At 71.9% G+C, this 14,836-nt stretch carries 16 protein-coding genes and 2 rRNA genes; 16 read left to right on the forward strand and 2 right to left on the reverse strand.

What is annotated here, in order from left to right; genetic code table 11:
• Positions 1-1,157: ribosomal RNA gene (locus VG869_04400) — 23S ribosomal RNA — on the forward strand; the annotation flags it as partial.
• Between the two features lie 62 nt (positions 1,158-1,219).
• Positions 1,220-1,336: ribosomal RNA gene (gene rrf, locus VG869_04405) — 5S ribosomal RNA — on the forward strand.
• 308 nt (positions 1,337-1,644) lie between these two features.
• Here the strand turns inward: rrf and VG869_04410 are convergent.
• Positions 1,645-1,947 (reverse strand): hypothetical protein, encoded by a 303-nt coding sequence (locus tag VG869_04410; protein ID HEV3450427.1) that lies wholly within the window; start codon positions 1,945-1,947, stop codon positions 1,645-1,647.
• Between the two features lie 9 nt (positions 1,948-1,956).
• Here VG869_04410 and VG869_04415 point away from each other — a divergent pair, with 9 nt between their 5' ends.
• From VG869_04415 to VG869_04430, 4 genes are all read left to right on the forward strand, one after another.
• Positions 1,957-2,298: a tetratricopeptide repeat protein gene (locus VG869_04415; protein ID HEV3450428.1), complete on the forward strand. Its 342-nt coding sequence runs from the start codon at positions 1,957-1,959 to the stop codon at positions 2,296-2,298.
• Between the two features lie 100 nt (positions 2,299-2,398).
• On the forward strand, positions 2,399-2,773 hold the full coding sequence (locus VG869_04420) for a hypothetical protein (GenBank protein ID HEV3450429.1): 375 nt from the start codon (positions 2,399-2,401) through the stop codon (positions 2,771-2,773).
• 46 nt (positions 2,774-2,819) lie between these two features.
• Positions 2,820-4,763 carry a 2-oxoacid:acceptor oxidoreductase subunit alpha gene (locus VG869_04425; GenBank protein ID HEV3450430.1) on the forward strand — a complete coding sequence of 648 codons (1,944 nt, stop codon included), beginning with the start codon at positions 2,820-2,822 and terminating at the stop codon, positions 4,761-4,763.
• Positions 4,756-5,781 carry a 2-oxoacid:ferredoxin oxidoreductase subunit beta gene (locus VG869_04430; protein ID HEV3450431.1) on the forward strand — a complete coding sequence of 342 codons (1,026 nt, stop codon included), beginning with the start codon at positions 4,756-4,758 and terminating at the stop codon, positions 5,779-5,781. The genes VG869_04425 and VG869_04430 overlap by 8 nt, the downstream gene beginning before the upstream one ends.
• A gap of 19 nt (positions 5,782-5,800) precedes the next feature.
• Here the strand turns inward: VG869_04430 and VG869_04435 are convergent, their stop codons facing one another.
• Complete coding sequence (locus VG869_04435; protein HEV3450432.1) at positions 5,801-7,009, reverse strand: DUF1015 domain-containing protein; 1,209 nt, start codon at positions 7,007-7,009, stop codon at positions 5,801-5,803.
• 80 nt (positions 7,010-7,089) lie between these two features.
• Here VG869_04435 and VG869_04440 point away from each other — a divergent pair, with 80 nt between their 5' ends.
• The 10 genes from VG869_04440 to VG869_04485 all read left to right on the forward strand — a co-directional run.
• The gene (locus VG869_04440; protein ID HEV3450433.1) at positions 7,090-7,479 is read left to right on the forward strand and encodes a tetratricopeptide repeat protein; all 390 of its coding nucleotides are present in this window, start codon (positions 7,090-7,092) and stop codon (positions 7,477-7,479) included.
• The gene (locus tag VG869_04445; protein ID HEV3450434.1) at positions 7,476-8,285 is read left to right on the forward strand and encodes an HAD-IIA family hydrolase; all 810 of its coding nucleotides are present in this window, start codon (positions 7,476-7,478) and stop codon (positions 8,283-8,285) included. The genes VG869_04440 and VG869_04445 overlap by 4 nt, the downstream gene beginning before the upstream one ends.
• A gap of 76 nt (positions 8,286-8,361) precedes the next feature.
• Positions 8,362-8,973, forward strand: a complete 612-nt coding sequence (locus VG869_04450; protein HEV3450435.1) for a DUF4352 domain-containing protein — start codon at positions 8,362-8,364, stop codon at positions 8,971-8,973.
• 89 nt (positions 8,974-9,062) lie between these two features.
• A complete protein-coding gene (locus VG869_04455; protein ID HEV3450436.1) occupies positions 9,063-9,845 on the forward strand; it encodes a TlyA family RNA methyltransferase in 783 nt (260 codons plus the stop codon).
• A complete protein-coding gene (locus tag VG869_04460) occupies positions 9,842-10,711 on the forward strand; it encodes an NAD(+)/NADH kinase (protein ID HEV3450437.1) in 870 nt (289 codons plus the stop codon). Before VG869_04455 ends, VG869_04460 begins: the two co-directional genes overlap by 4 nt.
• Positions 10,712-10,828: 117 nt before the next feature.
• Positions 10,829-11,788, forward strand: coding sequence for an ABC transporter ATP-binding protein (locus VG869_04465; GenBank protein ID HEV3450438.1), 960 nt, complete (start codon positions 10,829-10,831; stop codon positions 11,786-11,788).
• Entirely contained in the window at positions 11,788-12,612 is an 825-nt protein-coding gene (locus VG869_04470) for an ABC transporter permease (protein ID HEV3450439.1), read from the forward strand. Before VG869_04465 ends, VG869_04470 begins: the two co-directional genes overlap by 1 nt.
• Before the next feature lie 39 nt (positions 12,613-12,651).
• Positions 12,652-12,825, forward strand: a complete 174-nt coding sequence (locus VG869_04475) for a hypothetical protein (protein ID HEV3450440.1) — start codon at positions 12,652-12,654, stop codon at positions 12,823-12,825.
• A 121-nt stretch (positions 12,826-12,946) separates the two neighbouring features.
• Positions 12,947-14,563 (forward strand): DNA repair protein RecN, encoded by a 1,617-nt coding sequence (gene recN / locus VG869_04480; protein ID HEV3450441.1) that lies wholly within the window; start codon positions 12,947-12,949, stop codon positions 14,561-14,563.
• Positions 14,564-14,642: 79 nt separating this feature from the next.
• Positions 14,643-14,836 (forward strand): CTP synthase (locus tag VG869_04485; GenBank protein HEV3450442.1); only part of this gene is annotated, 194 nt, incomplete at its 3' end.

The following is a 14,836-nucleotide window of genomic DNA, read 5'->3' on the forward strand; positions in this document are numbered from 1 at the left end:
CAAGAGTCCACATCGACGGCAAGGTTTGGCACCTCGATGTCGGCTCGTCGCATCCTGGGGGTGAAGCATCTCCCAAGGGTTGGGCTGTTCGCCCATTAAAGCGGTACGCGAGCTGGGTTTAGAACGTCGCGAGACAGTGAACACTGCGCTGTCTTGAAATTCGGCTAAATGCTGGAAACGCCGAGGATCCTGCGCTACGTCCAAGCGATCCGGGTGTCAACCCGGTTGCATGGATCGTGACAATGCGCCAGGTGCGGCCAATCAGCAGGAAAGGCTCGATGCCTATTTAGCCGGCTTCGTCGATGGAGAGGGAAGCTTTCACGTCGCCGTCTGTCGCAACGAAGGGACCCGTGCCGGTTGGCAGCTGGTCCCGGAGTTCCACGTCAGCCAGAGCCCGGAGCGTCGGCAGGTCCTCGACCTGCTCCAGCGCCGGCTCGGTTGCGGACGGATCCAGGAGAACCATCGTGGTTCACGCGACACCACGCTGGTCTTCGTGGTCCGCCGACGGCGCGATCTGCTCGATCGCGTGATTCCCTTCTTCGAGACGCAGCCGCTCCTGAGCTCCAAACACGCGGAGTTCGTCACGTTCACCGCCATCGTTCGCGCGATGGCGAGTGGCGAGCATCTGCAAGTCTCAGGCTTCGATGCGCTCCGAGCGCGTGCCCTCGCGATGAATGGCGTGGGTCGCTACCGACGAGTGCATCGAGTGTGAGCGTCGAGAATCCTCAGAGACCATACGCCGGACACCACACGTGGAGGTGTGGTGAAGAGATGGTCCGACCTGCATGGCGACATGCAGAGCCAGGCAGAAATGGCCTGGCCCCGGCGCGGCAACCGGTCGCGATCGGAGTAACAAACGTGTCGGTCCCTATCCACTGTGGGCGGAGGAGACTTGAGGGGAGCTGTCCCTAGTACGAGAGGACCGGGACGGACGCAGCTCTCGTGTGCCAGTTGTTCTGCCAAGAGCACGGCTGGTTGGCGACCTGCGGAAGGGATAAGCGCTGAAAGCATCTAAGCGCGAAGCCTGCCTCGAGATGAGGTCTCCCACCGGGTTAACCGGGTAAGGCCCCTGGCAGACGACCAGGTTGATAGGCCGGAGGTGTACGCACGGTGACGTGTTCAGCCGACCGGTACTAATCGGCCGAGGGCTTGGGTTCTTCTTGTTCCCGCTCGTGCTCGCTCTGGGGTTCTCGACTCGCTGGTTTGAGAACCGCGATGTTCCGGTGGCCACAGCGGCGGGGAAACACCCGTTCCCATTCCGAACACGGCAGTGAAGACCGCCAGCGCCGATGGTACTTGGGGGGTAACTCCCCGGGAGAGTAGGTCGCCGCCGGGCTCTCTTCGACGGAGCGCCTCGACGTCTGTCTCTGAGCAAGGATGTCGGGGCGCTTCGTCGCGATTCGAGGCCGATACCCTGCGCTCATGGCCGGCGCCCGTGATGATCGGAATCAGCGGCGCCGACCGCCCCAGGGACGGCGCGGCGGAGGCTTCGGACCATGGGGCCCGCCGCGTCCCGCCGAGCGCGAGCGCCGGCCCGACGAACCGAGTCGGCGGCCACCTCGGACGCCCGCTCGCTACCGGGTCACGGGACAGCGCCACATCGATCGTCGACCAACGGCACCCGCTCGTCGCCGGGCGCCGGCGTCAACGCGACAACGCGGTCATCGTCGGCGGCGAGTCTCGGAGGAGGTCGAGCGAGAGATCCTCGGGCGGGCCGGGCGTCGAGGCGACCGGCTTCTCGCCCGCCTCTTCGAGGCTGCTGAGGACTTCGATCACGAGCGCGACCGGAGAGCCGCCAGAACGCTGCGCGAGCTGCGCGATGAGCTTCCCGACGCCCCGAGCATCCGGGAACTGCTGGGTCTCGCTCAATATCGGCTCGGCAACTACCGCAGCGCGGCGAAGGAGCTCGAGGCCTTCGTCGAACTGTCCGGCTCGGTCGAGCAGCACCCAGTGCTGATGGACTGCTACCGCGCGCAGCACCGCTGGGGAAAGGTGGAGCAGCTTTGGCAGGAGCTCGCGGCCGCCTCGCCGTCGGCGCAGCTCGTTGCCGAGGGCCGAATCGTCGCCGCCGGGGCACTCGCCGACCAGGGCCGGGTGGCGGAGGCAATCGGCGTGCTCTCCCGCAAGGCGGGCGCCGTGAAGCGTCCCCGCGACCACCACCTCCGACTCTGGTACGCGCTCGCCGACCTGGAGGAGCGGGCCGGCGATCACGCTCGAGCTCGGGACCTGTTCGCTCGGGTCGCGGCCCACGACCCGCGGTTCGCCGACGTCACCGCCCGGCGAGCCGCGCTCGGCTGACAGTTCCGCCGTCACACCCGAGCGCGACAACTCGACCAGCCACTTCCCCCGCCTTCCCCCAGCGCGGATCGGCCTGGAGCCGACTTGAGCGGGAGGGTTCATGGCTCGCGAGCAGCCCATCACCACCATCAACCTGGCCATCGTGCGCGGGGCGGCGTCCGGGCCACCGGAGCTCCGACAGCTCCCGTCTGGGAGCCGATTGGCGACCTTCGCCGTGCGGACGCACGCCCTCGCTCCACCCGCGACGTCCGTGCCCGTCGCCGTCTGGGATCCGCCTGCATGGCTCGAGGCGATCGAGCCGGGCGACGAGCTGATCGTCGCTGGGGCTCTCCGGCGTCGCTTCTACCGCGGGGCGACCGGGAACCTCGGCGCCCGGGTCGAGCTCGAAGCCGCGGTGGTCGGTCGAGCCGCGGACACGCGGAAGAGCCGCCGGATCCGTCATCTCGGCGAGGAGGCACTCGACCAGCTCGCCTGAACGCCCCCAAGGGCGCGTACGGGCAGTCGAGCACGCTGAACGTATGATGAGAACAGGTTCTGGCAGGGCACCCCGCTTCGGGACCCGACGAGAACCCAGCAGGCACGGGCGAAAACGACCGCGAGGGCGCGTGACCACGGCCAAGACGAGCCATCTCGAACCCGAGGCGCTCGACCGCGTCGTCATCCGCTTCGCCGGAGACTCGGGCGACGGCATGCAGCTGGCGGGCGACCGCTTCACCGACGTCAGCGCCGCGTTCGGCAACGACCTCGCTACGATGCCGAACTTCCCGGCCGAGATCCGGGCCCCGGCAGGGACGATCGCCGGCGTGTCGTCCTTCCAGGTTCATATCTCGGACCACGACATTCTCACCCCCGGCGACATGCCGAACGTGCTGGTGGCGATGAACCCGGCCGCCCTGAAGGCCAACATCTCCGAACTGGAGCCCGGAGGCACCGTGCTCGTCAACGCCGACGCCTTCGAGCAGCGGAGCCTCGACAAGGCCGGGTACCAGGCCAGCCCCCTGGAGGACGGCTCCCTGGCGGCCTACCGGGTCATCCAGGTGCCCATGACCTCGATCACCCTCGAGGCCACCAAGCCCATCGGGGTGAAGCCGCGCGACGCCGAGCGCTCGAAGAACTTCTTCGCGCTGGGGCTGCTGACCTGGATGTACACCCGGCCCGTCGACCCGACGATCGCGTGGATCGACGAGAAGTTCGCGAGCCGGGAGACGGTGCGGGCCGCGAACATGGCCGCGTTCAAGGCCGGCTACCACTTCGGCGAGACCGCCGAGCTGTTCGACCACCCGTACGAGGTCGCGCCAGCCCGGCTCGAGCCCGGTCGATACCGCAACATCACCGGCAACCTGGCCCTGGCCTACGGCTTGATCGCCGCCTCCCAGCAGAGCCACCTTCCGCTGGTCTACGCGTCCTACCCGATCACCCCGGCGTCAGACATCCTGCACGAGCTCTCGCGACACAAGAACTTCGGCGTGCGCACCCTCCAAGCCGAGGACGAGATCGCGGCGGTCGGCATCGCGGTGGGCGCCGCGTTCGCAGGCCAGCTCGGGGTCACCGCGACCAGCGGGCCGGGTGTGGATCTGAAGTCGGAGGGTCTCGGGCTGGCCGTCAGCCTCGAGCTCCCGCTCGTGGTCGTCGACGTCCAACGAGGCGGCCCGTCCACCGGGCTGCCGACCAAGACCGAACAGGCCGACCTCCTGCTCGCGATGTACGGACGCCACGGCGAGGCTCCGTTGCCCGTCGTCGCGGCCCGGTCGGCGAGCCACTGCTTCGAGGCCGCCTTCGAAGCCGTTCGGATCGCGCTGAAGTACCGGACGCCGGTCATCCTCCTGTCGGACGGCTATCTCGCCAACGGCTCGGAGCCGTGGCTGCTGCCAGACGTCGATGCGCTCGCGGACATCTCAGTCCCCTTCGCCACCGAGACGAACCACGACGGAGAGTTCTGGCCGTACCTGCGGGATCCAACCACGCTGGCGCGGCCGTGGGCGATTCCGGGAACCCCGGGTCTCATGCATCGGATCGGCGGGATCGAGAAGGAGGACGGGACCGGCAACGTCAACTACGACCCCGCGAACCACGAGCACATGGTCCGCATCCGCGCTGAGAAGGTGGCCCGGATCGCCACCGACATCCCTCCCGTAGCGGTCGACGACCCGGGCGGCGCGTCGCTTCTCGTGCTCGGGTGGGGGAGCACGTGGGGCGCGATCCAGGTCGCGGTGCGCCAGGCCCGGTCCGAGGGAACGCGCGTCGCGCACGCCCACCTCGTGCACCTGAACCCCTTCCCGGCGAACCTCGGCGACGTGCTCGCGAGCTACGAACGGGTGCTCATTCCCGAGATGAACCTCGGGCAGCTGACGCGCCTCGTGCGGGCCGAGTACCTGGTCGACGCGCAGACGCTGTCGAAGGTCCAGGGCATCCCGTTCCGAGCCTCCGAGATCCACGCCGCCATCCAGGAGATGAGCCGTGACTGACGCCGCTCCGACCGGAACGCTGTCCCGTAAGGACTTCCAGTCCGACCAGGAGGTCCGCTGGTGTCCGGGGTGCGGCGACTACTCGATCCTGGCTGCACTCCAGCTCCTGCTGCCCGAGCTCGGCGTGCGGCCCGAGAACCTCGTGTTCATCTCCGGGATCGGCTGCGCCGCTCGCTTCCCCTACTACATGAACGTGTACGGACTGCACGGCATCCATGGCCGCGCGCCGGCGATCGCCACCGGGGTCGCGCTCGCTCGTCCCGACCTCGACGTGTGGGTCATCGGCGGTGACGGGGACATGTTCTCGATCGGGGGCAACCACCTGATCCACTCGCTGCGCCGCAACGTCAACCTCACCATGATCATGTTCAACAATCAGATCTACGGCTTGACGAAGGGCCAGTACTCGCCGACCAGCGAGGTGGGCAAGATCACGAAGTCGTCGCCCTTCGGTTCGCTCGATACCCCGTTCAACCCGACCTCGGTGGCGCTGGGGGCCGAGGCCACGTTCGTGGCCCGCACCCACGACATGGATCGAAAGAGCATGGTCGAGGTGTTCCGGCGGGCCCACGAGCACCGCGGTGCATCCTTCGTCGAGGTGTACCAGAACTGCAACGTCTTCAACGACGGTGCCTTCGAAGCTGTCACCAACAAGGAGAATCGGGCCGACATGGTGATCGAGCTCCATCACGGCGAGCCGATCCGCTTCGGAGCCAACGGTGAGCACGGCGTCGTCCTCAACCGGTTCGGTGAGTGCGAGCTCGCCGAGGTCGACGATGTCGGCGAGGACCGGATTCTCGTTCACGACGAGCATCGGGACGATCCCACGCTGGCTTTCGCTTTGTCCCGCCTCGCGGAGCAGCCGACAGTCCCGACCCCGATGGGGGTCTTCCGAGACGTGGCCCGCCCGACCTACGAGGGCGAGGTGCAGCGCCAGCTCGTCCAGGCCTCCGAGCGACAAGGCCCGGGGGATCTGGCTGCGTTGGTGTCCACCGGCGCGACTTGGGAAGTGAACTAGGCCGCAACCTTCGGACGGCTCAGCCGTCCAGCCGGCGCATCACCATCCCCGTTCGCGGCTTGGGCCAGAAGAAGCTCGTCTTCTCGGGCATCCGCAGCCCCGCGAAGGCGACGGCTCGGATCTGCTCGACGGTGACCGGCCGGAGCAGCACCGCGGCGTCTGCCGCTCCCTTGTCAACCATGGACGCCACCGCGAGCGCGTCATGTCGATACGACAGTGTCGCCGGTCCCAGCTGCGGTCGGATCAGGACGTCGAAGCGCGCGGCGTCCACCTCGCGAAGCTCGCTCGGCAGGTCACGGTCGACACGATCGAGGGCGTCGCCGGCGACCGCCAGCCGCGCCAGCCCCTCCCCGTCGACGAGCACCATGCCGGCCTCGTTCGCTAGCCCGTCGGCGAGTGCCCGCACCTCCGGCTCGGCGTTGGCGCCAGCGGACTGCAGCCGCATCGACCGACCGAGGCGGGCGCGCAGGTCGTGCGGCGCGCCGTGCACGAGGCGGTGGATGGCACGGATGTCGAGCACCGACGCGTCCAGCTCGACGACCAGGCTCATGATCAGCGCGGCGCCGGGTTCGCCGGGGCGCTCAGCCCGGTAGGCGCAGGCGGTCTCGAACCGGTGATGCCCGTCGGCGATGACCACCGGCGCGCTCTCGACCGCCTGGCGGAGGGCCGCGACGCGCGCCGCGTCATCGATGGCGAAGAGGGTGTGGATCGTGCCGGTCGCGTCGGTCGCGGTCGCCAGCGGTGGCGACGTCGGCGCAACGAGGTCGGTCAGGCCCGCCGCGAGCGAGAGGCACCAGATCGGGTCGAAGTTCGCCCTCGTGGCCCGCAGGAGCGCCAGCCGATCGCTGCGGGCCTTCGGCAGCGTCCGCTCGTGTGCCAGCACCGTGCTCGGGTCGTTCGGGAGCTCGAGGGCGCCGATGATCCCGAGCGTGCGGCGCTCCTGGCCGTCGAGGCCCCGAAACCGCATCTCGTAGCCGTAGAGCGCGGGATCCGCGTCGGTGGCCAGGACGTGCTCTCGCTGCCACTCGTCGAAGGTCGCGGCGGCGGCTCGGTACGGGTCGGCGGTCGCGGTGGGGCGGGGGAGGATCAGGCGCACGGCGTTGTGGGGATCGGCGGCCTCGAGCTGGGCCCGCTCCTCCTCGTCGATCACGTCATACGGAGGGGCGACGACCGCCGACAGGTCGGGATCGCGATAGCGGGTCCCCCGGAAGGGAAGGAAGACGGGCACGGGCGTGTTCACTCTCGCTGGAGGGGGACGGCGATTTTCGCATACGGTGCGCTGGGTGCCCGGACTCGTCCCGCGGATCGATGGAGACACGAATGGCCTACGAGCGGGACGATCTCGCCGCCTACGACGCGTTCACGGAGGGCTCCCGACTGCTGGCCTCGGCCAACCCGCACGCCGCGGCCGTGGCGCTCGAGCGCGCCCGCGACCTCGAGCCGCAGCAGGGCTCGATTCGGGAGGCACTGGGTCGGGCCTACTTCCGGTGCGGTCGCATCCCGGCCGCCCGGTCCGAGTTCGCGCGTGCCGTCGACATCGATCCGGTCAACGACTACGCACACTTCGGGCTCGGTCTGTGCCTGCTCCGCACCGGCGACACGCTCGGCGCCCGACGCCACCTGAAGCTGGCGGTGGCTATGCGTCCCCTGGAGGAGTACCGCCGGGCCCTGGCCGAGGTCGCTGAGCCCAGCTCGTGACGGCCGCGGGCGGGCCCGCCGTCGTGTGCTGCGACCTCGACGGCGTGATCTGGCGCGGCGAGGAGGCCGTGCCGGGCTCAGCGGAGGGCATCGCTCGGCTGCGCCGGGCTGGGATCCGTGTCGGCTTCCTCTCGAACAACTCCAGCCTGACGGTGGGGGAGGTGGTGGCGAAGCTCGGCCGGGTGGGCGTCGTGACGGAGCCGACCGACGTCCTCACGAGTGCCCTCGCCGCCGCCGCGCTGCTCGCCCCCGAGCTGCCGACGGGGTCGAAGGTGCTCGTGTGTGGAGGGGCCGGCGTCGACGAGGCCTTGACCGGCGTCGGACTCGAGCCGGTCACGGAACCACCCGCAGCCGCGGTCGTCGTCGGGTTCCATCGGGAGTTCGACTTCGACGAGCTCGACCGCGCGTCACAGGCGATCCGAGGCGGGGCGCGCTTCGTGGCCACAAACCTCGACGCCACCTACCCGGTCCCCGGCGGGCTCCTCCCCGGCGCGGGCTCGATCGTGGCCGCCATCGCCACCGCCTCGGGCACGAAGCCGGACGTGGCAGGGAAGCCCTCGCGCCCGATGGCCGACCTCGTACGCGGTCGACTCGGGGAACACGGCATCGTCGTCGGCGACCGGCCGAGCACCGACGGTGCGTTCGCCGCCACCCTCGGCTGGCCGTTCGCGCTCGTCCTCTCCGGCGTCACCGCGCGCCAACCGCCGCCCGGCGGGGAGGCGGTGCCCGATCCGCCACCGCCGTTCGTGGCCGACGACCTCGCCGCGCTGGCGCCCGTGCTGGTGCACGAGCTCGACGCGACCTGAGCCGCGGTCTCCGACCCGTCCTAGAGTCCGAGCGCCGGCACTCGCCGGCTCGGGCGCGGTCGGGAGCGGGAACAGCATGAAGGGTCGCCTCGGGCCCGTCCTGGCGCCACTGGCGATCGTGGCGACGGTCGGCTTCCCGAGCGCGGCGACGACTGCGAAGGGTGCCCCGACGGTGGGCGCGACCGTCACCGTGTCGAGAGGCCGGCTCACCGTCCATGCCTACGAGCAGCCCGCCGCGGTCCCCGCCTCGGCCGCCGGCGTCAAGTCGTCCCAGGGGCACGAGTTCGGCGCCGTCGACGTCGAGGCCTGCAACGACAGCTCGGAGGCGCTTGCCCTCAACCCCTTCCAGTTCAGTCTCGAGCTCGCGACCCGCGCTCGCGTCCACCCGGCCGCGGTCAGCCGGACGCCCGCCCTCGACGAGACCAGCGTCGGGCCAACGGCGTGCGTCCGAGGCTGGATCACGTTCGAGGTGCGACGCCGCGTGCTCCCGAGCTCGGTGGTGTTCCAGAGCGGCTCCGCGTCCAACCGGACCCTCAGACTGGTGCGGTGGCGAATCACGAAGGGCACAACGACCTCGACGACCGCTGCGGTCCTTAGCCCGAAGCACGCGGACCGCAGCGCCCGGACTCCGGCGGCGGTGGGCGAGCCGCTCAGGCGGACGCACAACGGGGATCGCGGCGCCGCCTAACCTGACCCTCGGCCTGTGCTCGCGACCTCTTCGTCCCGTCGTGCCCCCCGACGCCGCGTCGGTCACGGGACACCACGCGGCTAGCCGCTGTGCGCCGTCGGCTCGACGTCGAGCTGGTGCGGCGAGGCCTCGTGGACTCCCGAGCCCGCGCCGCCGAGGCCATCGGCGCCGGCCGCGTCCTCGTCGGCGGCGCGAGGGCGGACCGGCCCGCCCGCCAGGTCAGCCCGGACGAGCCCGTCGCGGTCGAGGACCCGGCCCCGAGCTTCGTCTCTCGCGGCGGGCGGAAGCTCGACGCCGCGCTGTCGGCCTTCGACGTGCCCGTGTCGGGCCGGCGAGTCGTCGACATCGGAGCGTCGACGGGCGGCTTCACGGACTGTCTGCTGCAGCGCGGCGCCGCGCACGTCGTCGCGGTCGACGTCGGCCGCGGCCAGCTGGCGTGGCGGCTCCGCACCGACCCTCGCGTCACCGTGCTCGAGCGCACGAACGCGCGCGAGCTCGAAGCGGAGCAGATCGGTGGCGTCGTCCCGCTCGCCGTCGTCGACGTCGCGTTCATCTCGATCCTGCTCCTGGCGTCGGCCTTGCTGCGCGTCACGACTGACGACGCCGACCTCGTGCTGCTCGTCAAGCCGCAGTTCGAAGCCGGTCGGGACCGGGTGCCCCGGGGCGGCGTGGTGCGAGACGGCGCGGTCCACGCCGAGGTGCTGCGCGCAGTGCCGGCGCGCCTCGCCGCCGTCGGGCTTCCGGTCGTCGGCGGCCTCGCGTCGCCGGTGCTCGGCGCCGACGGCAACCGCGAGTTCCTGCTGCACGTGCGTCGCGGCGGCACGCCGGCCGCTCCGGAGCTCGTGGCCCGCCTCGGCGAGGCCGCGCCGTGAGCGAGTCCGCGGTGCGCGTCGTGGGCCTCGTGCCGCACCCCGAGCGACCCCAGGCGCTGGCGCTGGCGCGCCACGCCGCCACCTGGTTGCGGGAGCGGGGCCTGGAGGTCCGGGTGCTCCTCGAGCGGGGCGCGCCGGGTGACCTGAGCCCGCTCGTCGTGTCGGCCGACGAGTTCTCTCCGGGGCTCGACGTCGCCGTCTCGCTCGGCGGTGACGGCACGATGCTGCGAACCGTCGACCAGGTCTACGAGTGCGGTGCCGCCGTCCTCGGCGTGAACGTCGGTCAGCTGGGCTACCTCACCGAGGTGGAGCCGGATGGTCTCGATCGAGCGCTCGCCGCGCTGCTGGCCGGGGAGTACGCGATCGACGAGCGCATGATGCTCGAGGTCGTCGTGGGCTCGAGCGGACCCGCCGCCGGGCGGTGGTGGGCGCTGAACGAGACGGTGCTCGACAAGGGCCCGAGCAGCCGCCTTGCCCGCGTGGCCGTCGACATCAACGGCACGTTCTTCACGACCTACGCCGCTGATGGCATCATCGTCGCCACGCCGACGGGCTCGACCGCGTACTCGTTCTCGGCCCGGGGCCCGATCGTCTCGCCGCGCCACCGCTGCCTGCTCCTCACCCCGGTGTCACCCCACATGCTCTTCGACCGCTCGCTCGTCCTCGACGCCGAGGAGGAGCTGCGGTTCACGGTCGCCGAGGCCCGCGGCGTGCTCCTCACCCTCGACGGGCTGCAGCTGGGGCTGCTCGACGACGGCGACACCGTCACCTGCACCGGCGGCCCGAAGCCGGCGCGCATCGTCACCTTCGGTGCGCGCGACTTCCACCAGATCCTGAAGTCGAAGTTCGGGCTCGCCGACCGCTGACCACCCGACGCGACCTGGGTCCGGTCGACCGGTCCGGTCCCTTGCCGGAAGGGGCGCCTCCTCATAGGTTGGCGCGGTCGCGTGTCGGGCGGGTGATCGGTGACGAGGGACGGGGCGGTGACGACGGGTCCGGTTCGAGCTGGCAGCGACGCCGATGGCGAGGCGGTCATCGAGGTGGCAGGCCTGCGGATGCGCTACGGCGCGTTCGAGGCGGTGCGGGGGATCGACTTGCGGGTCGATCGCGGTGAGGTGTTCGCCTTCTTGGGCCCGAACGGCGCCGGCAAGACGACGACGGTGGAGATCCTGGAGGGGTACCGGCGACGCACGGCCGGGGAGGCGACCGTGCTCGGTGAGGACCCGGCGCACGCGGGGGCGGAGTGGCGAGCCCGGATCGGGGTGGTGCTCCAGGAGTCGGAGCCGGAGCGGGACCTGACCGTCGCCGAGTGCCTCGAGCTCTACGCCGGGTACTACCCGGCGCCGCGGGACGTCCCCGAGACGTTGCGGCTGGTGGGACTGGCGGACCAGGCCGACGCGACCGCGACTCGGCTGTCGGGGGGTCAGCGTCGCCGCCTCGACGTCGCCCTGGCCCTTATCGGCGACCCCGAGCTCTTGTTCCTCGACGAGCCGACGACCGGCTTCGATCCCGCCGCCCGCCGCGCCGCCTGGGACATGATCGCCGGGCTGCCCGCGCTGGGCGTGACCGTGTTCCTCACCACCCACTACATGGAGGAGGCGGAGCACCTCGCCGATCGGGTGGCCGTGCTCAACGAGGGTCGAGTCGTGGCCGAGGGCCCACCGGGCACGCTGGCGGGACGAGAGCGCGCGGCCGTCGAGGTCCGGTTCAGCCTGCCGCCCGACTGGGGGCCCGACGACCTGCCGGAGCCGGTGCGAGCTGGTGTCGTCGGCCCGGACGGTGACCGGCTGCTCGTGCACGCGGCGTCGCCGCTCGTCGTGCTCGGTCCCCTCATCCGCTGGGCCGAGGCGAACGGCCTCGACCTCGCCGACCTGGAGGTCCGCCGCCCCAGCCTCGAGGAGGTCTACCTGGCGCTCACGGCCGCGCACCCGTCGAGCCCGTGATGGCCGCCGACGCCACGGTCGCGCCGCCGGTCGTGGGCCTCCGCCCGGGCGCCCTGCTGCACCTGTCGCTGCACCAGTTCCGGTACGACCTGCTGGCGTTCCTTCGCAACCGCCAGTCGCGCTTCTTCACCCTGGCCCTGCCGGTCCTGTTCCTCGTCATCCTCGCGTCCTTGTTCGGCAGGCACACGGTGAAGGTGTCGGGCGGCCACATCGACACGTCCGTCTACTACGTGCCCGGCATCATCACCCTCGGGATCATCGGCGCGGCGTTCGTCAACCTGGTGATCTCGGTGACGGCCCAGCGCGAGACCGGCGTCCTGAAACGGCGGCGGGCGACCCCGGTGCCGGCCGCCGCCATCATCGCCGGCCGGGCCCTCACGTCCGTCGTCGTCGCGCTCGGGATCACCGGGCTGCTGCTCGCGATCGGCTGGGCGTTCTACGGCGCGCATCTCCCGGCCCGGACCGGGCCCGCGCTGGCGCTCACCGTCATCGTCGGCGCCGCCGCCTTCTGCTGCCTCGGGTACGCGCTGGCGTCGGTGGTGCGCAACGAAGACGCCGCCCAGCCGATCACGCAGGCCGTGATGCTGCCCCTCTACTTCATCTCAGGAGTGTTCGTGGCCATCGACGTGCTGCCGACGTGGCTCGTGGACCTCGCCGACGTCTTCCCGGTCCGCCACCTCGCCGACGCCCTGCTGACCGCCTACAACCCGCACACGACGGGATCTGGCTTCGCCGGCACCGATCTGCTCGTCGTCGCCGCGTGGGGTCTCGGCGGCCTGCTGGTGGCGCTCCGTCGGTTCAGCTGGCTCCCACGCGGCCACTGAGTCCACACCGGGCTGGACCCGCCGACGAAGGAGCGAGCGATGGCGACCGAGACCGAGACCAGGACCGGAGCGTGCCCGACGCACGGAACCGTGGAGGCCAGCCGGGAGATGCCGAGGCTGGGCTTCCCCTTCCTCTACTTCGGCGTCCGACGCTTCCTGGCTCGGCGCCGCCCGTTCCGCTGCCCGACCTGCGGGCAGCCGGTGAGCACCTGAGGATCGGCGCCGTGGCGGGCGGGCCGATCTCGCGGCGACGACCGGCCCGAGCCCGGGCCGGCGCGCGGCGGCGACGACGCGCCACCATGGCCGGCGTGGGTCTCGCCGACCGGTGACCGGGATGCTCCGAGAGCTCCACGTCACCGACCTCGGGATCGTCGACGACCTCACGCTCCTCCTCGGCGGCGGCCTGACCGCGATCACCGGCGAGACCGGAGCCGGCAAGACCCTCCTCGTCGAGGCTGTCGACCTTCTCCTGGGCGGCCGCGCCGAGGCGTCGATGGTGCGCACCGGGGCGCCGGAGGCCCGGGTGGAGGGGCGCTTCGACGACCCGGCCGGCAACGAGCGGGTCCTCGCTCGCGTCCTGCCCGCCGACGGTCGCAGCCGCGCCTACATCGACGGGCGGCTCGCCACCGCGGGCGAGCTCACCGCGGTCGGGGCGGGCCTGGTGGAGCTCCACGCCCAGCACTCGCACCAGCGGCTCCTGCTGGCGGCCGACCAGCGGGCCGCGCTCGACCGCTTCGCGGGCGAGCCCGCCGCGGCCGCGCTCGACGCCCTGCGGGCGGCGAGGACCGAGAGCCGGCAGGTCGCCGCGGAGCTGGCCGCGCTCGGCGGCGACGCCCGGGCCCGGGCCCGCGAGCTCGACCTGCTCCGATTCCAGGTCGAGGAGATCGAGGCCGCGGGCCTCGGGGACGCCGCGGAGGACGTCGCGCTCGAGGCCGAGGAGGCGCTCCTCGCCGACGCCGCCGCCCATCGCGACGCGCTCGCCGCCGCCTTCCACGCCCTCGAGGGGCCGGCGGTCGAGGCCCTCGGCCAGGCGATCGGGGCGCTGGCCGACCGGGCCCCGTTCGCCGAGCTCGCCGCCCGCCTGCGCGCCACCCAGGCCGAGGTGTCCGAGGTCGAGCGGGAGCTGCGGCTCACGGCCGAGTCGATCCCGGACGACCCCGGCCGCCTCGACCAGGTCCGGGCCCGGCGCCAGGCCCTGCGGGAGCTGCAGCGGAAGTACGGCGACACCCTGGCCGAGGTGGTCGCCTTCGCCGAAAACACCCGCCGGCGCATCGTCGAGCTGGGGGGCTACGAGGAGCGAGCGGCCGCCCTGGAGCAGGCCCGGAGCGAGGCCGACGAGCGGGCCGCCGACGCCGCCGCCGCGCTGTCCGCGGCCCGCCGGGCCGGTGCCGGGCCCCTCGCCGCCGCCGTCACCCGCCACCTGCGCGAGCTCGCGATGCCGAAGGCCGAGCTCACCGTGGTGCTGGAGCCGGCGCCGCCGACCGAGGACGGCGCCGACACCGTCGCCTTCCTGCTCGCCGCCAACCCCGGCGAGCCGCCGAAGCCGCTGGCCCGCGTGGCCTCCGGCGGCGAGCTGTCGCGGGCGATGCTGGCCCTGCGCCTGGTGCTGACCGAGGGGCCGCCCAGCCTCGTGTTCGACGAGGTCGACGCCGGGATCGCCGGCGAGGCGGGGACCGCCGTCGGTCGGCTGCTCGGCGACCTGGCCCGCCGGCACCAGGTGCTGTGCGTCACCCACCTGGCCCAGGTCGCGGCGTACGCCGAGACCCAGGTGGTGGTCGAGAAGCGAGAGGACGGCGGCCGGACCGTCGCCCGCGCCGCGGCGGTGGAGGGCGAGGGGCGCGTCGCCGAGCTCTCGCGGATGCTCGCCGGCCTCGGCGAGTCCGCGCACGCGCGGCGGCATGCCGCGGAGCTGCTCGAGCGCGCCGCCGGCGCGCGGCCGGTCGCGTCCTGACCCGCCGCGCTCCGTGCGCGGTTGGCAGCGCGAGGCGGTCGCCGGTGTCGTCACAACCCCGTGGTAGGTTCGGTCGCGCGTGGCGAAGCACATCTTCGTGACCGGTGGGGTGACCTCCAGCCTCGGGAAGGGCCTCACCGCCGCCTCGCTGGGCCGCCTCCTCAAGAGCCGCGGGATCCGGGTCACGCTCCAGAAGCTCGACCCCTACATCAACGTCGACCCCGGGACGATGAACCCCTTCCAGCACGGCGAGGTGTTCGTCACCGACGACGG

The organism is Acidimicrobiia bacterium, from assembly GCA_035948415.1.
Classification (GTDB): domain Bacteria; phylum Actinomycetota; class Acidimicrobiia; order IMCC26256; family PALSA-555; genus PALSA-555.

Bases quoted from the DNA above. Each gene is read 5' to 3' on its own strand.
- VG869_04415 (HEV3450428.1), top strand. From the start codon at position 1,957: ATGGACTGCTACCGCGCGCAGCACCGCTGGGGAAAGGTGGAGCAGCTT.
- VG869_04420 (HEV3450429.1), top strand. From the start codon at position 2,399: ATGGCTCGCGAGCAGCCCATCACCACCATCAACCTGGCCATCGTGCGC.
- VG869_04425 (HEV3450430.1), top strand. From the start codon at position 2,820: ATGAGAACAGGTTCTGGCAGGGCACCCCGCTTCGGGACCCGACGAGAA.
- VG869_04440 (HEV3450433.1), top strand. From the start codon at position 7,090: ATGGAGACACGAATGGCCTACGAGCGGGACGATCTCGCCGCCTACGAC.
- VG869_04450 (HEV3450435.1), top strand. From the start codon at position 8,362: ATGAAGGGTCGCCTCGGGCCCGTCCTGGCGCCACTGGCGATCGTGGCG.
- VG869_04470 (HEV3450439.1), top strand. From the start codon at position 11,788: ATGGCCGCCGACGCCACGGTCGCGCCGCCGGTCGTGGGCCTCCGCCCG.
- VG869_04475 (HEV3450440.1), top strand. From the start codon at position 12,652: ATGGCGACCGAGACCGAGACCAGGACCGGAGCGTGCCCGACGCACGGA.
- recN (HEV3450441.1), top strand. From the start codon at position 12,947: ATGCTCCGAGAGCTCCACGTCACCGACCTCGGGATCGTCGACGACCTC.